The sequence below is a fragment of the Corynebacterium tuberculostearicum genome, from assembly GCF_022347235.1.
In the GTDB taxonomy this organism is placed as follows: domain Bacteria; phylum Actinomycetota; class Actinomycetes; order Mycobacteriales; family Mycobacteriaceae; genus Corynebacterium; species Corynebacterium tuberculostearicum_F.
In genome coordinates, this window is sequence record NZ_JAKRDX010000001.1 from 1 (window position 1) to 17168 (window position 17168).

The following is a 17168-nucleotide window of genomic DNA, read 5'->3' on the forward strand; positions in this document are numbered from 1 at the left end:
CGTTCGCCACTCGAGTACCCTGCAAGCAGGGCCTTTCCGTTCGACTTGCATGTGTTAAGCACGCCGCCAGCGTTCGTCCTGAGCCAGGATCAAACTCTCCACAAAAAAATTTCAGAACAAATCCGAAACAGGCCGTGAAAAGCCCGAAACCCAACAAAAGAACAAACCACCACAAACCACAAAAGCCTGTGCTGGCGTCCAAAAAATTACTACAAAGAAAAATAAACAGTTCCCTCAACCCGACGGGGTCAAAAAAGAGGAAACCAAAAAGTTGAACACAATCACATGCCAACCAATCCATCTCAATGCAGCCGAAACACCAAACAGCATTCAAAAAGGTACGCGTTTCACATACCCAACCGGCACACACCAACCAACAAACCACCTAGGCCTATTGGCAGACAAACCAATCAACACACAACCATGCACACAAAAAATAAAAAGTACATTGGCACACTATTGAGTTCTCAAACATCATCCACACACCCCAAGAAAATTAACTTTCCGTTAACCTCTCGTTGGCGGCTCGTACAAACGTACTCAACTCAATGAACCCTGTCAAATCATCGAACCAAGTCCGCACCAAATTCGCTCAAAAGTAACCTCCCGGCTACCTCGCGGCGACTTCGATTAATGTAGTCCACCACAACCACACAACACAAACCCGCAGGGCAGAGTACAAAAATGAAAAATGACGCCCTTCCAACGAGTGGAACGGACGTCATCTACTGCTGTTTAGCTCAACTTAGCGCCAGCGAAGTTCTTCTTGCCTCTGCGCAACACGAGCCAGCTGCCATGCAGGAGGTCTTCTGCAGACGGCTCCCACTCTGCCGATTCAATGCGCTGGTTATTCACGTAGGCACCGCCTTCCTTAATGGTGCGGCGGGCAGCACCCTTGGAATCGGCCAAGCCGCTAGCCACCAGCAGGTCAACAATTGTGCGCGGTTCGCCGGCGGCAACTTCGGCGACAGTGGTTTCAGAGAGCGCGCCAGCAAGGGTCTTTTCATCCAGCTCGGAGAGTTCGGCCTTGCCGAATAGCGCTTGAGCGGCAAGCTCGACAGCCTTGGTTGCCTCTTCACCGTGAACCAGATCGGTCATCTCTTGTGCCAAGCGGCGCTGAGCGGCGCGCTTATAAGGTTCTTCTTCTACCGCACGCTCGTATTCGGCGATTTCCTCCTGCGTCAGGAAGGTAAACCAGCGCAGGTAGTCAATAACTACAGAGTCTCCTGCATTGAGGAAGTACTGGTACCAGGAGTATGCGGAAGTCTTTTCCGGATCGAGCCATAGCTTTCCGCCGCCAGTAGACTTGCCGAACTTCTGTCCGGAGGCGTCGGTAACCAGAGGCACCGTAAGGCCATGGACCTTGGCGCCATCGATACGACGGTTTAAGTCTACGCCAGAGACGATATTGCCCCACTGGTCACCGCCGCCGATCTGCAATACGCAATCGCGCTCGCGGCGAAGCTGCACGAAGTCATTGGACTGTAGAAGCATGTAGGAGAACTCGGTGTAAGAAATGCCGTCGCCCTCGAGGCGCCGCTTGACGGTATCGCGATCCAGCATCGTGTTGAGGGAGAAGTTCTTACCCACGTCACGCAAAAAGTCGATGACGGACATGTTCATGGTCCAATCGGCGTTGTTGACCATGGTGGCAGCCTGCTCGCCGTCGAAGTCGATGAACCGACGCAGCTGCCCCTTGATGGCCTCGAGGTTATGGGCCAAGTCTTCCTCGCTCAGCATGGAGCGCTCGCCGACGTCGCGCGGATCACCAATAAAGCCAGTTGCGCCACCCGCCAATGCGATTGGGTGGTGGCCGGCGTTTTGGAAGCGGCGCAGCATGATAAGTGGGACCAAGTGGCCAGCATGGAGGGAGTCGCCCGTGGGGTCGAACCCACAGTACAGCGCGATGGGGTTCTCACATGCCTCGCGCAGGGCCTCAAGATCGGTGGACTGATTGATCAGTCCGCGCCATTGCAGTTCATCGATGATATTCATGGGGGTCTTTCTAAAAGTCGAAGTTAAGCTGGCCATTTCTGGGCGTGGTCTACAAGCATGACTGGGATGTCATCCTCAATGGGATAGGCAATGCCCAGCCGCTCGTTGACGAGGACCTGTTTATCTTCCAGATATGTCAAAGGGCCCTTGTCTTGCGGGCAGACAAGGACCTCTAGCAACTTCGGGTCAAGACTCATGCGTCTTATCTTAGCGGGTAGAGGAAGAAGTTGGATCCCTCTACCCCACCTTCGACTTAGAGCAGGGAGGGAACGTTTGCAACCAGGGAGAAGAGATCCTTCGGGTCATCCGGGTTGGCGATGATGTCGATCTCGGACTCCAGGTCGGTGCCCTTGACAGAATCGCGCAGGTAACGCAGGGCGGAGAAGTCGTTGATGGCGAATCCGACGTCGTCGAAGAGCGTGATCTGCTCATCGTCATCGCGGCCGGTGGCCTGACCGGTGAGCACCTGGTAGAACTCGACAACCGGGAAGTCTTCCGGCTTCTGCTGGATTTCACCTTCGATGCGGGTCTGCTCTGGGAATTCTACGAAGACCTTGGACTTGTCCAGGATGGAGCTCTCCAGCTCGGTCTTGCCCGGGCAGTCGCCACCAACGGCATTGAGGTGTACGCCTGGGGCGACGTGGCGCTCAGCCAGAATCTGGTTCTGAGCCTTGTCTGCGGTACAGGTGGTGATGATGTCTGCACCCAAAACCGCCTCGTCGACGCTGGAACAAGCAGTGATATTAAAGCCCAGTGGCTCCAAGTTGCGCTTGAACTTTTCTACCGCCTCAGGGTCGATGTCATAGATGGTAATGTCCTCAATTCCCATAACGCCGCGGAAGCCAAGCGCCTGGAACTCGGACTGGGAGCCCGCACCAACCATGGCCATGCGCTTGGAATCCTTGCGTGCCAAGTGCTTTGCCACCATGGCGGAGGTCGCGGCGGTACGCAGTGCGGTAAGCAGCGTCATCTCGGCTTCGAAGGTGGGGTAACCATTGTCGACGTCGGCAAGCACGCCAAAGGCAGTAACGGTCTGGAAACCGCGAGCTGGGTTGGATGGGTGACCGTTGACGTACTTGAAGGAGTACTCCTTGCCATTGGAGGTAGGCATGAGCTCGATAACGCCGAACGGGGTGTGGGAGGCAACGCGCGGAATCTTGTCGAAGCGCTCCCACTCGCGGTAGTCGGCCTCAAGGTAGTCCACCATTCCGGTAATGATGTTTTCTACGCCTTCGCGCTGAATCCAGCGCGCCATATTCTCTACATCTACGAACTTAACTGCGTGGTTCATAAAAGTTCCTTTCTATTTCTTTGGGTGAAGGTCTGTTTGCGGTGCAGCCGGGAAGCTGGAGGTTGGCAGGTGCTTGGCCTTCCTCTCTTCCGCGATGGCGCGAATGCGGTCGCGCCATGCGTACCACATTGCCATAAAGACCGGAACGAGGAGCAGGGTCGATGCAAGTGCAAAGGTGCCGATTGGATAATCAAAGGCCATCAAGATAATGACTAGGCCAATGAAGATGAGCACTGCCCAGTCTCCGCCTTCGCCAAACGGCGAGCGGTATCCCGGTCGGGTGTAGCTTCCGCTCTTGGCCAGGCGCACAAATTTGAGGTGCGAGAGCGCAACTGCCGCCCAGGACGCCAATGTGCCCAGGGCTGCCAGGTTGAGCACGATTTCAAACGCCATCTCCGGCACCACATAGTTGAGGAAGACGCCTACCAAGCCCACCATGGCCGCCATGACGATGCCGCCGTAGGGCACGCCAGACTTGGACATGCGAGCGCCGAACTTCGGGCCGGAGCCGGAGGTGGACATGTTGTACATAATGCGGCCGGTGGAATACAGGCCGGCGTTGAGCGAGGAAATCGCAGCGGTGATAACGACAAGCTGGAAAATCGGGGCCGCCGCTCCTACGCCAAGGGACTCAAAGAAGGTCACGAATGGGGAAACATCAGCGACGTAGTCGGTGTACGGCAGCACGAGCGTGAGTAGCAGCACGGAGCCGAAGTAGAAAATCAGGATGCGCAGCAGCACGTTGTTGACTGCACGCGGAATGTGCTTTTCTACATTCTTGGTCTCGCCGGAAGTGGTACCAACGAGCTCAATGCCGGCATAGGCGAAGACGACGCCCTGGACGACGATCACGGCTGGCATCAAGCCATTAGGTAACCAGCCGCCGGAGTTAGAAATGAGACTAAAGCCGGTCGGGTCGCCACTCGGGTGGCCAAAGATGAGGACGCCGATGGCTACCAACATGAAGATGATCAGCGCGACGATCTTAATCAAGGAGAACCAGTACTCCAGCTCGCCGAAGATCTTCACCGAGAGCATATTGAACACGAGGATGCCGCAGATGACGACGAGTGCAAGTAACCACTGCGGGACGGCATCGAGCCACGACGTGTACTGACTAAACCACTTGATGTAGATGGCGACGGCTGTGCCGTCCGCCACCAGGGTCATGGCCCAGTTTCCCCAGTACAACCAGCCAGTGACGAAAGCGGTCTTTTCGCCATAAAACTCGCGAGCATAGGACACGAAGGAGCCGGAGCTGGGGCGATAGACGATGAGCTCGCCAAGTGAACGCAAGATGATGTAGCCGAAGAAGCCACATACGAGGTAGAGCACGGCGAGGAAGGGGCCTGCGTCCTGCAGGCGGCCGCCGGTGCCCAGGAGAAGGCCGGTACCGATTGCGGAACCGATGGCAATCATCTGCAGCTGGCGATTGCCCATTCCCTTTTGCAGGCCATGGTCTTCCGAGGCGTAGACCGCCTTTTCATTCTCGTGTGGCCCAGCTGGAGTGGGCGGAGAATTTACTGTCATAGGAGAGATCGTCCTTTCATTACGGTGAATGAGTCTGTTAGGTCACATTCCCTGCATGAATACTAACGCACCACACTGTTACCCATGTCACCACTACCCCCATTGTGTTCAACAACGCAGTTGACAGGTTGGGAATGGGGGTCAATCTCCCACCCCCGCAGCGAGATAAAAAAGAACCGCATGGCCGAAGACCATGCGGTTTCTAAAGCGCACCGAGAATTAGCGCAGCGGCTTCTGCGCCCACGAGCGAGCAGCCGCGGCACGCTGGCGGACAGTCTCGCGCTGCTCAGCCACGCGGACACCAGCGGTGCCACCCTTGGTGGCACGAGAGGCCACTGCCCCGTCGATGGTGAGTACTTCACGGACGCTAGGCTTTAGCCGCTTGTCGACGCCCGCCAACTCCTCATCGGTGAGCTCCACTAGGTCAACTCCCCGCTCCTCAGCGATGCGCACGCAGGCGCCGGACGCTTCGTGCGCCTCGCGGAAAGGAACGCCTTGGCGAACCATCCATTCGGCCAAGTCGGTAGCCAACGTGAACCCGCGCGGGGCAAGTTCGCGCATGCGGTCCTCGTGGAAAGTCAGCGTGGACACCAGTCCGGTCATTGCCGGCAGCAGCAGGTTAAGCTGCGCCACCGAATCAACGATGGGCTCCTTATCTTCCTGCAGGTCGCGGTTATAGGCCAGCGGCTGTGCCTTCAGCGTAGACAGGAGGCCAGTGAGGTTACCGATAAGGCGTCCAGTCTTGCCGCGGGTAAGCTCCGGAACGTCCGGATTCTTCTTTTGCGGCATGATGGACGAGCCGGTCGACCATGCATCATCCAGGGTGACGTAGCCGTATTCCGGCGTGCACCAGTAGATAATTTCTTCCGAAAGTCGGGACATGTCGACGGCAATCTGCGCCAAGACGAATGCCGTTTCGGAGGCGAAGTCACGAGCCGCAGTGCCATCCAGGGAATTCTCCGCGGCGGCATCAAAGCCGAGCTCTTCCGCAATGGCTTCCGGATCCAGTTGCAAGGAGGAACCGGCTAGAGCACCGGAACCGTAGGGCGATACAGCCAAGCGCTTATCCAGGTCCTGCAGACGCTCAATATCGCGCAGAAGTGGCTGCGCATGCCCCAAAAGCTCGTGCGCCAACAGAACTGGCTGTGCCGCCTGCGAGTGGGTTTTACCCGGCATGATGGCATCGGGGTGGGCAGCGGCCTGATCGGCCAATGCATCCACCAAGTCACTCACCTGAGCCGCGGTATCGCGAATGGCATCACGTACCCACATGCGAAACAGGGTTGCGACCTGGTCATTACGGGAACGGCCGGCGCGCAGGCGACCGCCTACCTCTGGGCCCACAATCTCGATGAGCCCGCGCTCCATCGCACCGTGGACGTCTTCGTCCGTTGGTGCTGGGCGGAACTCACCGGAGGCCACCTTCTCCCCTAGCTCGGTGAGGCCGGAGAGCATGGTGTCCAAATCGGCGTCGGAAAGCAAGCCCGCTTTGTGCAGCACCTTGGCATGCGCCTTGGAGGCTAGTACGTCATATGGCGCCAGCACCCAGTCAAAGTGAGTGGATACAGAGAGGGCAAACATCGCCTCAGACGGTCCGCCGGAGAAGCGGCCACCCCATAGGGCACCCTCGTTAGTTTTATGCGGTTCCATGTGCTCCTACTTCTGCACGCTGGTGGGGAAACCGCCGTCGCGGTCACGCTGGTTGGAGATCTGGGTGGACAGGCCGTGCAGCTGCACAAAGCCCTTAGCTGCGGTCTGGTCGAAGGTATCGCCAGTGTCATAAGTAGCCAGGTCAAAGGAGTACAGCGACTGGCCGGAACGGCGACCGGTGACCGTGGCGGTACCGGCATGCATGCTCAGGCGGATATCGCCGGTGACGTTTTCCTGGGACTCCTCAACGAAAGCATCCAAGGAACGCTTCAGCGGCGAGTGCCAGAGGCCGTCGTAGACCTCCTCGGACCAGCGGGCATCGGTCAAGCGCTTGTAGCGAGCCAACTCGCGCTCCACGGTGACATCCTCCAGCGCCTCGTGGGCCTGGATGAGGACCATGGCGCCCGGAGCCTCATAGACCTCACGGGACTTAATGCCTACCAAGCGGTCCTCCACCATATCCAGACGGCCAATGCCCTGCGCACCAGCGCGGCGGTTGACCTCTTCAATAACTTGCAGCGGGGACATCTTCTGACCATCAACTGCTACGGGGATGCCCTTCTCAAAGGAGATGATAATTTCATCCGGGGCATTACCCAGGCCTGGATCCTCGGTATAGGCGTAGAGATCCTTCGTTGGCGGATTCCACAGATCCTCAAGGAATCCGGTCTCTACCGCGCGGCCCCACAAGTTCTGATCGATGGAAAATGGCGAGGAAGCGGACTGCTCAATCGGCAGGTTAATCTCTTCCGCGAAGGCGATGGCCTTATCGCGGGTCCACGCATAATCGCGTGCAGGGGCGATGATTTCGAGGGAAGGATCCTGGGCGCGGAAGGAAACCTCGAAGCGTACCTGGTCATTACCCTTGCCGGTGCAGCCGTGGGAGACGTGGGTGCCGCCGAATTCCTGCGCGGCCTTTACCAAGTGCTTAGTAATGAGGGGGCGGGAAATAGCCGATACCAACGGGTACTGCTTCATGTACATGCCGTTTGCCTTGATGGTGGGAACACAGTATTCCTCTGCGAACTCATCCTTGGCATCGATAACGATGGACTCTACGGCACCGCAGTCAAGTGCACGCTGGCGAACCGATTCCATATCTTCGCCGCCTTGGCCCAAGTCCAGGGAAACGGCGACAACGTCACCACCGGTCATTTTTGCCAGGTATGGGATGGCAACGGAAGTATCAAGGCCACCAGAGTAAGCCAAGACTACGCGTGCGGACATGGTTAATCTCCTTGTTCTATTGGAAACAATTCATCTAAGCACATAATATACGATGGTGGTCTGGATTGCCACCACCACCGTCTAAATATTTCGCGTGGTAAGTGTCACCGCCAGATCTGCGCCCGTGACGCCCTCGCGCGCCAGGACGAAGATGGTGTCATCGCCGGCGATGCAACCAATGACATCGTGCAGCCCCACCCTGTCAATAAAGCTGGCAAGGTACTGGGCCGCACCGGCAGGGGTGCGCAACATAGCTATATTGCCGGAAGAATCATGGGATACCACCAGTTCATCGAGCATGCGGCGCAGCTTTTCACGGGGGCCGCCCACCTGGTCTTCAAATTGCTCCAGCTCACCGCCGACCACGTAGAAGGAACGGCCACCATCGCGCTTTACCTTCTTCGCGCCCAGCTCATCCAAGTCACGGGACAAAGTGGCCTGCGTGATGTCGATGCCGTCTGCGAGGAGAAGCTCGGATAGTTGCACCTGGCTGGTGACGCGATTGCGATCCAAAATCTCTAGGATCTTGGCCTGCCGAGCATTGCGGGTGGTCGGGGTGTTCATTACTTAGTTGATCTCCTTATTTATTTCGAGCAACCAGACAAGAAGCGCTTTCTGCGCATGCAGGCGGTTCTCCGCTTCATCAAAGACGCGCGACTGTGGTCCATCAATTACCTCAGCCGTGACCTCATTTCCACGGTACGCCGGCAAACAATGTAAGAATATTGCATCCTTATGCGCTTTGCTCATTATGGTCGAATCAACCTGATATGGCAGGAACGGCGTACGCCTATCGCGGCCATCATTTTCCTGCCCCATAGAGATCCAAGTATCGGTGATGACTACGTCTGCACCTTCAACTTCATCCACGTCATCAGTAATGGTGATGTTGCCCCGCTTGCGCGCGCGGTCGACGAATTCCTGGCGCGGCTGGAATCCTTCGGGCGCGATAATAGAGACGTCCATGCCGGCCGTGGCAAAACCAATCATGTAGGAGTTAGCCATATTATTATCGCCATCGCCCAGGTAGACGGCCTTTTTACCTTTTAGGTCACCCAAATTCTCGCGACAGGTCAGCAGGTCAGCCAAAATCTGGCAGGGGTGCAGGTCGTCGGAAAGCGCATTGACCAGAGGAACGGTAGCAGTCTCCGCCATCTGGAGAAGGTTGTCATGGTCAAAGGTGCGCCACACGATTGCCTCCACGTACCGCGAAAGCACCGCGGCCGTGTCCTGGTAGGACTCCCCCTTGCTCATCTGAGTCGTAGAAGTATCGACGGTAATGGCCTTGCCGCCCATATTCGCTACTGCGGTTTCAAAGGAAAAGCGGGTCCGCGTAGACGTTTTATCAAAAAGCACCGCCACGGTCTTAGGTCCCTCTAGTGGGCGCTCTGCAAAGGGATCCTTCTTGAGCCTTTCAGCTAGGTCCAAAACGGTTGCTTGTTCTTGTGGGCTGAGATCGTCGTCAGCCAGAACGTGTCGAAGGCTCATGCCAGTTCCTCCATTATCGTCCGAAGTGTTGTCAGTGCTGTGTCTAGTTCATCTTGGGAAATAACCAAGGGCGGGGTGAGGCGGAGTACATTCTCACTGGGTGCGTTGAGGATGAGCCCCTGTGCAAGCCCGTCGCGCACGGCCTGCTTAGCCACCGGTTGTGCTAAAACAATGCCGAGCATCAGGCCGCGGCCGCGTACGCGTTCTACAAGCGGCAATTTTTCAATCTCTTGCCGCAGATAGTCACCCTTATGGGTAACTTCCGCAAGAAATTCCGCATCCACGTATCCGGTGGCGCCTGCAATTGCTACTGAAATCGTCATAGGGGTGACTATAGCAATAAATACACTCGACCGTATGTTATTCATACAATTTAGAAAAATGCCTGGTTAAAGCTTCGTCAGGAGCGGAAAAATGTATGAAAAAGGGGCGGTGAGCTAAATCTCACCGCCCCTTTTTTGGGAAAGCTATGCGCGCATCTCTGCGCCCAAGCGCTGCTTAGCCAGCTCCGCTGCCGCCGTACGGTGCTCGTTGACTTCCTCATCGGTCAACGTGCGGTCCGCTGCACGGAACAGAAGCTGGAAGGCCAAGGACTTCTTGCCCTCACCCAACTGCTCACCACGGAAAATGTCGAAGAGCTCGACGGACTCGATGAGCTCACCCGCCCCCTCTTCCACGGTGGCGCGCACGCGCTCTGCTGGGACGTCTTCATCCACCACGAGCGCAATGTCCTGGTGCAACGCTGGGAAGGAGGACAGTACCGGCGCAGGGAATTTCTCTTCCAATGGCATAGCGGTAACGTCCAGCTCCATGGCGCAAGTACGCGCCGGCAGGTTCAGCGCTTCCAGAACCTGCGGGTGAAGCTCACCGGCATGGCCCAAGACCACATCGGTGCCAGCCACCTTCACGGCAGCACACCGGCCTGGGTGCCAGGGAAGAACGTGCGCGGCCTCAAGCTCGATATCCACACCGGCGGCGCGAGCGACCTGGCGGGCGGATTCGATGGCGTCGGCGTAGCTATATGCGCGTCCTTCGCCCCACGGGCCCTCATGCTCGATATTGCCGGTGGCCACCGTTGCAACGTGCAGCGGCTGCTCAGGAAGAGTATCCAGAAGTTCGGAAACAGCCTGTTCAGAAGGTCGCTGCTCTACAGAGGGCATGGGCGATGCCTCGGCGCGCTTGAATGCCACCTGCTGCAGACCATATAGGGCGAGGTCGCTGCGGCCACGCGCAACATTGCGGCCGATGGCCTCCAGCATGTTCGGGAGCAGAGTCGTGGACAAGATGGCCTTATCTGCCTCAAGCGGATTCTGCACCTCTACGGTGCGGCGGCGAGCATCATCCTTGTCCAAGCCCCACACATCAAAGGTGTCGTTCGCCACGAACGGAGCCGGCAATACCTCTGCATAACCGGCATAGGCCAGGCCGTGGCCAATAGCGCGGCGACGCTTCTGCGCTGGGGTGAGACCGCGACCGCCGGCCGGAGTAGGCAGGACGGTAGGAATGTCCTCCAAGCCCTCAAGACGTAGGACCTCCTCAATGAGGTCAACATCCATGGAGATATCGGTGCGCCACGTAGCGGGCGTTACCTGCAGCATGTCACCCTCATCGGCAACAGTGCAGCCGACTTCCTCGAGGCGGGAAATAACAGTCTCACGGGAGTAGTCAACGCCGGCATACTCGCTAGCCTTTGCGGTGCGCAGGGCAATGGGCTCGCGCTTGGCGACGTCCCCGATAAGCGTCCGGCCTTCCTCAATGGTGCCGCCCGCCAGCTGCTGCAAGAGCGCACATGCGGTGTCTAGAGCGACCTCGACAATCGCAGGATCCACGCCGCGCTCGAAGCGACGCGAGGATTCAGAAGACAACTTATGGCGGCGGGAGGTGCGCGCCACGGTAATCGGATCCCAGATAGCGGATTCGAAGACCACATCAGTGGTCTCCTCCGAGATTTCGGAGGTAGTACCGCCCATGACACCGGCCAGCGACTGGATGCCGTTGTCATCGCAGATGACCACATCTTCTGCAGAAAGCTCACGCTTTACGTGATCCAAGGTCTCAAACTTCTCGCCTTCGTCCGCATTACGGACAACGAGATTTCCTTGGATAACGTTGGCATCAAAGGCATGCATCGGGGCGCCCAAAAGCAACATCACATAGTTAGTAATGTCCGTGGGCAGGTTTACGCTGCGCTGGCCGCAGAGCATGAGCTCGCGCTCTAGCCAGAACGGGGTGCGTGCCTGCGGGTCTATGCCGGAGACCTTGCGGAGGCCGAAACGCTGCGCCTTGGTCTCGGGGTTGAGAGTGACGTCGATAAGCGAGCCCTGCGCCGCTGGAACAGCGGAGGTATCAATGCCAGCAACGGACGGGTCTTCGGCAATATCGGCAAATTCTAGATCGAAAGCGGAGGCAATCTCTCGGCTCAAACCGCGCGCGGACAGGGCGTAGCCGCGATCCGGGGTGATGTTGACGTCAAAGTCCGTATCGTGCAGACCAATAATCGGGCGAGCATCCTCGCCCACCTTATCAGCGACGTCATCACCCAAGACGATGATGCCGTTAGCCTGTGCACCCAAACCGAGCTCAGCACCGGAGCACAGCATGCCATTAGAGATATGATCGTAGGTCTCGCGAGCCGCAATCTTAAAGCCCCCTGGCAATTCCGAGCCCGGAAGAGCTACTACGACATAATCATTCAGGCGGAAGTTGCGGGCACCGCAAATGATGCCCTGGAGCTCACCCGTCCCATTAGCCTGGCCTACATTTACCTGGCAGTAGCGGATGGGCTTTTTGAACTGAGTAAGTTCCTCAATCTCTACCACCTGGCCGATGACCAGCGGACCAGTGCTCTCCGGAACGGCAGCATAGCCCTCGGTTTCAAAACCGACGCGCACGAATCCGGAGTCCATATCGGCAGCGGAAACGTTCCAACCAGGGTTCTTAGCGCCCAGGATGCGGGTGACCCAGTCTTGGGAAATAAGCATTAGTGTGTCTATCCTTTCTGGGTTTTAAGCCTGCACGCCAAACGGCAGGGTGAAGCGGACATCGCCTTCGACCATGTCGCGCATATCGGTCAAGCCATTGCGGAACTGCAGCGTGCGCTCGAGGCCCATACCGAAGGCAAAGCCCGTGTATTCCTCTGGGTCAACGCCTACGGCGCGCAGCACATTGGGATTCACCATGCCGCAGCCGCCCCACTCGATCCAGCCAGCGCCACCCTTCTTATTGGGGAACCACACATCAACCTCGGCAGAAGGCTCGGTGAACGGGAAGTAATTCACGCGCATGCGCGTCGTGGTCTCCGGACCGAACAGCACCTTGGCCAAGTGCTCCAGGGTGCCGCGCAGGTGGGCCATGGTCAGGCCCTTATCCACGGCCAAACCTTCTACCTGGTGGAAAACCGGGGTGTGGGTGGCATCCAGCTCATCGGTGCGGAATACGCGACCTGGGCAAGCGATATACAGCGGTACATCGCGCTCCAGCATGGTGCGCACCTGTACCGGAGAGGTGTGCGTGCGTAGCACCTGCTTAGAGCCCTCGCCGGAGACGTGGAACGTATCCTGCAGGGTACGTGCTGGGTGATCCGGCTTAAAGTTCAATGCATCGAAGTTGAAGTACTCCGCCTCAACCTCGGGGCCATCCGCGATTTCCCAGCCCATGCCGACGAAAATATCCGCAATGCGTTCTGACAATGCGGTAATCGGGTGAAGAGCACCAGTCTGGGTGCGGGTGGTGGGAATGGTGACGTCAACGGTCTCTGCTCGCAACTGCTCCTCGCGAGCCTTTTGCTCCAAGACATCCTTAACCTGGGCAAAGCGCTTTTCCATCTTGCCGCGGGCCATGTTGACAGCCTTGCCAGCGCTCTTGCGCTGGTCCTTAGGCAGCTGCCCCAATGACTGGCGCGCCTGCGGAATATAGCCGCCATCTCCTAGGTGCTCGCGGCGGGCTGCAGCCAGCTCATCGAGCGTTTCGGCTGCGTCGAAGGCTGCGATAGCCTTATCGGCCGCGGCCCCAAGAGCCTCTTCGGTCAATTCGATCTGCGGTGTATCGGACACGTACTTCGTACCTTCTTCTCGCGCGAAAACTAACGCGTGCAATCTTACTCTGTCCCGGCTAGTCCGACCGCCCCAGGGACCCCCTTTTCATTCGGGGATCTGCTTAGCTGTGCTCTTGGGCTTTTGCTGACTCATAAAGACAAATGCTGGCGGCTGTTGCCAGGTTGAGTGACTCTGCTCGCCCACGCAGCGGAATACGCACCCGCATATCGGCTTCTTCCAGTAGCTCGCCCAACCCGTGGGCCTCGTTGCCAAAAAGCCACGCCGTTGGCTGAGATAAATCTGCCTCGGCAAGGTCTACCTCGCCATCGGCGGCCGTGGCCACAACCTGCATGCCCGACTTACGCAGCTGCCCCAAGACGTCTTTGATATTGGGATCCCGCGCTACCGGGACATGAAACAGCGAGCCAGCCGAAGCGCGCGCTACCTTGCAGCTGAGGGGATCGACCGTCTCGCCCGCAAAAATTACTCCATCTGCGCCCATGGCGTCGGAAGTCCTAATCAACGTGCCTGCATTGCCCGGCTCCGAAGTGAGCACGGGAACAGAGACCAAACTCGGCTTGCCGTTAAGGATTTTGCCCGCGGACCACAGCACTGGCTTGCATAGCGCGAAAAGCCCCGTGGTGGTGGCGGTATCAGATAAATGCTTAGCCGCCTTATCGGTAATGGGATGGACGTACACCCCCATGTATCCACAGGCGGTAATAATGTCACCGAAGCGTTCTGCGGCCTTTTCAGTGACGAAAACATCGACAGCCGCGCCTGTAGACACCGCGGCATCGACGGCGTTTTCTCCCTCAATCAGGAATTGCTTCGCCTTCTTCCGGTTAGCCGCACGGTGCAGCTTGGCTGCATTAACAATGCGCGGGGTGCGTTCAGTAAAGGCAGAGTCAAAATCCAAATTCATGGCTCCTACCCTACCTACTAGTTGCCTAGCCCCAGACTCAGACCCAGCTGCGTATGCAAAACAAAAAATCCTGTTGCCGGTATGGCAACAGGATCACAATGTTGAGTGCTACTTAGCTGGTGGCACGCCGCGGGCGTCCTTGTCGTAATCACCGGCGCCGGCGATGATCATAATGAACTCAATGAAAACCCAGATTCCGACGATGGCCCAAAACGCGAACCCGAGCAAGAACCAGAAAGTAGCCCAGCCCAAGATATTAAGCACCAGCTGCGCTACACCGAAGGTCGTGCGGCCGGTATAGAAGTTATGTGCGCCGAAGGAGCCCAAGAAGAAGCACAGAAGCAAAGTCGCGATCCAAGACTTTTGCTGTCCTTGCGCCACATACTGCTGCTGCACTGGATAGGAACCCATATTCGGTTGTGGTGCATAGCCTTGGTTGTACTGCGGCTGGTAACCGGCTTGCTGGTTGTAGGGGTTGTACTGCTGGCCCTGGTTGTTGTCATAGGAGTGGCCAGAATACTCGCCGCTTTCTGGTTGGTAGCCACCATTTGGGTTTGTCACAGGGAATCTGCTCCTCGGTCTCGGGGTCACTCGTGGTCTGGACTCAATGTAGCATGCGAGACCGAGCTCATTAGACAGATAGAGTATAAAACGAACAAAGCCCGCTTCGCCCGGCACATAAACCGGAGAAACGGGCGTTGTGTCCCTAGTAACTAGGCAGCCTTAGGAGCGTTGACGTCCTCAGGCAGAGCAGCCTTAGCAGCCTCGCACAGTGCGGAGAATGCCTCGAAGTCATTGACAGCAAGCTCAGCCAGAATCTTGCGGTCAACCTCGATCTCAGCCAGGCGCAGGCCGTGGATGAGACGGTTGTAGGTGATGTCGTTCATGCGGGCAGCAGCGTTGATGCGCTGGATCCACAGCTTACGGAACTCAGACTTACGAGCGCGACGATCGCGGTAAGCGTAAGTCATGGAGTGCAGCCACTGCTCCTTCGCCTTACGGTACAGGCGGGAACGCTGGCCGCGGTAGCCCTTAGCGGACTTCAGAATCGCGCGACGCTTCTTCTTTGCGTTAACTGAGCGCTTTACTCGTGCCACAGTGATACTTCCTTAATTCAAATTGTGATGGCGGATGTGGGTTGATTCGGCGCTATTATGCGCGGCCGAGCAGGCGCTTGACGCGCTTGGTGTCAGGCTGTGCGACTGCCTCGGTGCCCTTCAGACGGCGGGTACGCTTGGACGGCTTGCCCTCCAGCAGGTGGCGGCGGCCAGCCTGCTCACGGCGCAGCTTGCCGGAACCGGTCACCTTGATACGCTTTGCGGTGCCCTTGTGGGTCTTCTGCTTCATGAGTATTAAGTCCTTAAATCCTACGTGGAATCTGGTCTACTTCTTGCCCTTGCGAACCGGACCCAAGACCATGGTCATATTGCGACCATCCTGCTTGGGGCGGGACTCAACAACGCCAACTTCAGCGACGTCATCAGCCAAACGCTCCAAGAGGCGGAAACCCAGCTCCGGACGCGATTGCTCACGACCACGGAACATGATGGTCACCTTGACCTTGGATCCCTTCTCGAGGAAGCGAACTACGTTACCCTTCTTGGTCTCATAATCGTGATCATCGATCTTCGGGCGGAACTTCTGTTCCTTAACCACGGTCTGCTGCTGGTTCTTACGGGCTTCGCGAGCCTTCTGAGCCTGCTCGTACTTGAACTTGCCGTAGTCCATGATCTTGGCCACTGGGGGCTTTGCCTTCGGGGCTACCTCAACCAAGTCAAGGTCAGCCTCGTATGCAAGCTTGCGAGCATCATCGGTACGGACGATGCCCACCTGTTCACCACCGGGGCCCACCAAACGGACCTCGGGTACTCGGATACGCTCATTGATGCGAGCTTCAGCGCTGATTGTGGTTCTCCTCGATTAGGGGGTGTATGAGTAAGTAGTTCACCTACCGGGACCACAAACGAATCAAACCCGGTCTGCCAAAGACAGCCGGGAGTTCTCACAGTGCCAAGCACAAGTGCTTGGTTACCTTTACCTTTATCCTACGAAACATTTTCGCGGCATCGGGTGGGAGAGACTCCGCTTGCGACCCACGCACCTCGAAAAGGCGTCATGGGCGGTAGTGGCTTTGAGGATAGCAGCTTCTACCCTTTCCACCAAATCGCAACTCGCCTAGCTGTCCTTGCATTGGGCAGCTGGTTTGATATTGCCCTTCTCTACCCCTCTATCAACGATGTCCACTAACTCATGGGCGAGATAGTTTACCGCTGGCTCGGCTTTGGCATAGTCCTCGCCATCTGTAACCACAGATAACGCGACGCCGACGCGCTTTCCGGCCACCTCATGAACACCAAATTGGCGGTAGGTGTACTCATTGTCGTCCTCGTCCAAGCCCCAGCCACTTTTAGCGCGGGTTCGCTTCTCTTTCGACAGGCCAATTTTCTGCCAGGACACAATGTCTTTGAGCACCTTGTGGACGTAGTCCGCCTCCTCAATGCAAGGCAATTCAGCACCGAAGACTGCTTGGTCTTTCAATGACCACGTGGAGTAACCAAAAGCGGTGTCATGGATATCCGCGTGTGATCCATAGTCTTCGAGCAATTCCTCTACTGCCTTATCGGCGGAGCCTTCGCGCCATTTCACCTGGGACCATAGGGCGTAGGCGGCATCGTTATCGGATTCCTTGATTGCCAAGTCAACCAGGCTTCTATCCGCGCCGTCTTTCAGCGCCGCGATGGCGATTGGCACCTTTACCGTGGACCAGACAGGGCCCTTGCCCTTATCGCCCACAGCAATGGTGTCATCGCCGGCCGAAATAGCAACCCCAACCTTGGCGTGGTACTTCTTTGCGGTCTTGTCTACTGCACGATCAAGCTTAGTGCGCACTAAGTCTGGGTCGGGCGCTGGAGAGGACGTCGCGGGTGCTGAGACGTTCTCGGACTCAGGATCACCAGAGCAAGCGCTCACCGTAAACAGAGCGAGCGCTGCCAACAGGCTGGCGCCGAGGCGGTAACTATTCACAGTG

At 57.3% G+C, this 17168-nt stretch carries 17 protein-coding genes and 1 rRNA gene; all 18 read right to left on the reverse strand.

Going from position 1 to position 17168, the window contains the following annotated elements; genetic code table 11:
* Positions 1-105: ribosomal RNA gene (locus MHK09_RS00005) — 16S ribosomal RNA — on the reverse strand; the annotation flags it as partial.
* 630 nt (positions 106-735) lie between these two features.
* Entirely contained in the window at positions 736-1995 is a 1260-nt protein-coding gene (gene tyrS, locus MHK09_RS00010; protein WP_005323249.1) for a tyrosine--tRNA ligase, read from the reverse strand.
* A 23-nt stretch (positions 1996-2018) separates the two neighbouring features.
* A complete protein-coding gene (locus tag MHK09_RS00015; protein WP_005323252.1) occupies positions 2019-2192 on the reverse strand; it encodes a Trm112 family protein in 174 nt (57 codons plus the stop codon).
* Positions 2193-2248: 56 nt separating this feature from the next.
* The gene (gene ocd, locus MHK09_RS00020) at positions 2249-3286 is read right to left on the reverse strand and encodes an ornithine cyclodeaminase (RefSeq protein ID WP_005323253.1); all 1038 of its coding nucleotides are present in this window, start codon (positions 3284-3286) and stop codon (positions 2249-2251) included.
* A gap of 12 nt (positions 3287-3298) precedes the next feature.
* Positions 3299-4816 (reverse strand): amino acid permease, encoded by a 1518-nt coding sequence (locus MHK09_RS00025; protein WP_250412260.1) that lies wholly within the window; start codon positions 4814-4816, stop codon positions 3299-3301.
* Positions 4817-5035: 219 nt separating this feature from the next.
* Positions 5036-6466 (reverse strand): argininosuccinate lyase, encoded by a 1431-nt coding sequence (argH, locus tag MHK09_RS00030; RefSeq protein ID WP_250412262.1) that lies wholly within the window; start codon positions 6464-6466, stop codon positions 5036-5038.
* Between the two features lie 6 nt (positions 6467-6472).
* Positions 6473-7693 (reverse strand): argininosuccinate synthase, encoded by a 1221-nt coding sequence (locus tag MHK09_RS00035; RefSeq protein WP_250412263.1) that lies wholly within the window; start codon positions 7691-7693, stop codon positions 6473-6475.
* An 81-nt stretch (positions 7694-7774) separates the two neighbouring features.
* On the reverse strand, positions 7775-8257 hold the full coding sequence (locus MHK09_RS00040) for an arginine repressor (protein WP_005327871.1): 483 nt from the start codon (positions 8255-8257) through the stop codon (positions 7775-7777).
* 3 nt (positions 8258-8260) lie between these two features.
* Complete coding sequence (gene argF, locus MHK09_RS00045) at positions 8261-9181, reverse strand: ornithine carbamoyltransferase (protein ID WP_250412264.1); 921 nt, start codon at positions 9179-9181, stop codon at positions 8261-8263.
* The gene (locus MHK09_RS00050) at positions 9178-9504 is read right to left on the reverse strand and encodes an aminotransferase class III-fold pyridoxal phosphate-dependent enzyme (RefSeq protein WP_005327867.1); all 327 of its coding nucleotides are present in this window, start codon (positions 9502-9504) and stop codon (positions 9178-9180) included. The genes argF and MHK09_RS00050 overlap by 4 nt, the downstream gene beginning before the upstream one ends.
* 144 nt (positions 9505-9648) lie before the next feature.
* Positions 9649-12162 carry a phenylalanine--tRNA ligase subunit beta gene (gene pheT / locus MHK09_RS00055; RefSeq protein WP_250412266.1) on the reverse strand — a complete coding sequence of 838 codons (2514 nt, stop codon included), beginning with the start codon at positions 12160-12162 and terminating at the stop codon, positions 9649-9651.
* A gap of 24 nt (positions 12163-12186) precedes the next feature.
* A complete protein-coding gene (gene pheS, locus MHK09_RS00060; protein ID WP_005327862.1) occupies positions 12187-13233 on the reverse strand; it encodes a phenylalanine--tRNA ligase subunit alpha in 1047 nt (348 codons plus the stop codon).
* Positions 13234-13336: 103 nt separating this feature from the next.
* Positions 13337-14140, reverse strand: a complete 804-nt coding sequence (locus MHK09_RS00065) for a TrmH family RNA methyltransferase (protein WP_200435245.1) — start codon at positions 14138-14140, stop codon at positions 13337-13339.
* A gap of 108 nt (positions 14141-14248) precedes the next feature.
* Positions 14249-14701, reverse strand: coding sequence for a TM2 domain-containing protein (locus MHK09_RS00070; protein WP_250412268.1), 453 nt, complete (start codon positions 14699-14701; stop codon positions 14249-14251).
* A gap of 152 nt (positions 14702-14853) precedes the next feature.
* On the reverse strand, positions 14854-15237 hold the full coding sequence (rplT, locus tag MHK09_RS00075; protein ID WP_005323264.1) for a 50S ribosomal protein L20: 384 nt from the start codon (positions 15235-15237) through the stop codon (positions 14854-14856).
* A gap of 55 nt (positions 15238-15292) precedes the next feature.
* The gene (gene rpmI / locus MHK09_RS00080) at positions 15293-15487 is read right to left on the reverse strand and encodes a 50S ribosomal protein L35 (RefSeq protein WP_005323265.1); all 195 of its coding nucleotides are present in this window, start codon (positions 15485-15487) and stop codon (positions 15293-15295) included.
* A gap of 36 nt (positions 15488-15523) precedes the next feature.
* Positions 15524-16045 carry a translation initiation factor IF-3 gene (gene infC, locus MHK09_RS00085; RefSeq protein ID WP_080970442.1) on the reverse strand — a complete coding sequence of 174 codons (522 nt, stop codon included), beginning with the start codon at positions 16043-16045 and terminating at the stop codon, positions 15524-15526.
* Positions 16046-16315: 270 nt separating this feature from the next.
* Positions 16316-17164 carry a serine hydrolase gene (locus MHK09_RS00090; RefSeq protein WP_250412269.1) on the reverse strand — a complete coding sequence of 283 codons (849 nt, stop codon included), beginning with the start codon at positions 17162-17164 and terminating at the stop codon, positions 16316-16318.
* Between the last annotated feature and the right edge of the window lie 4 nt (positions 17165-17168).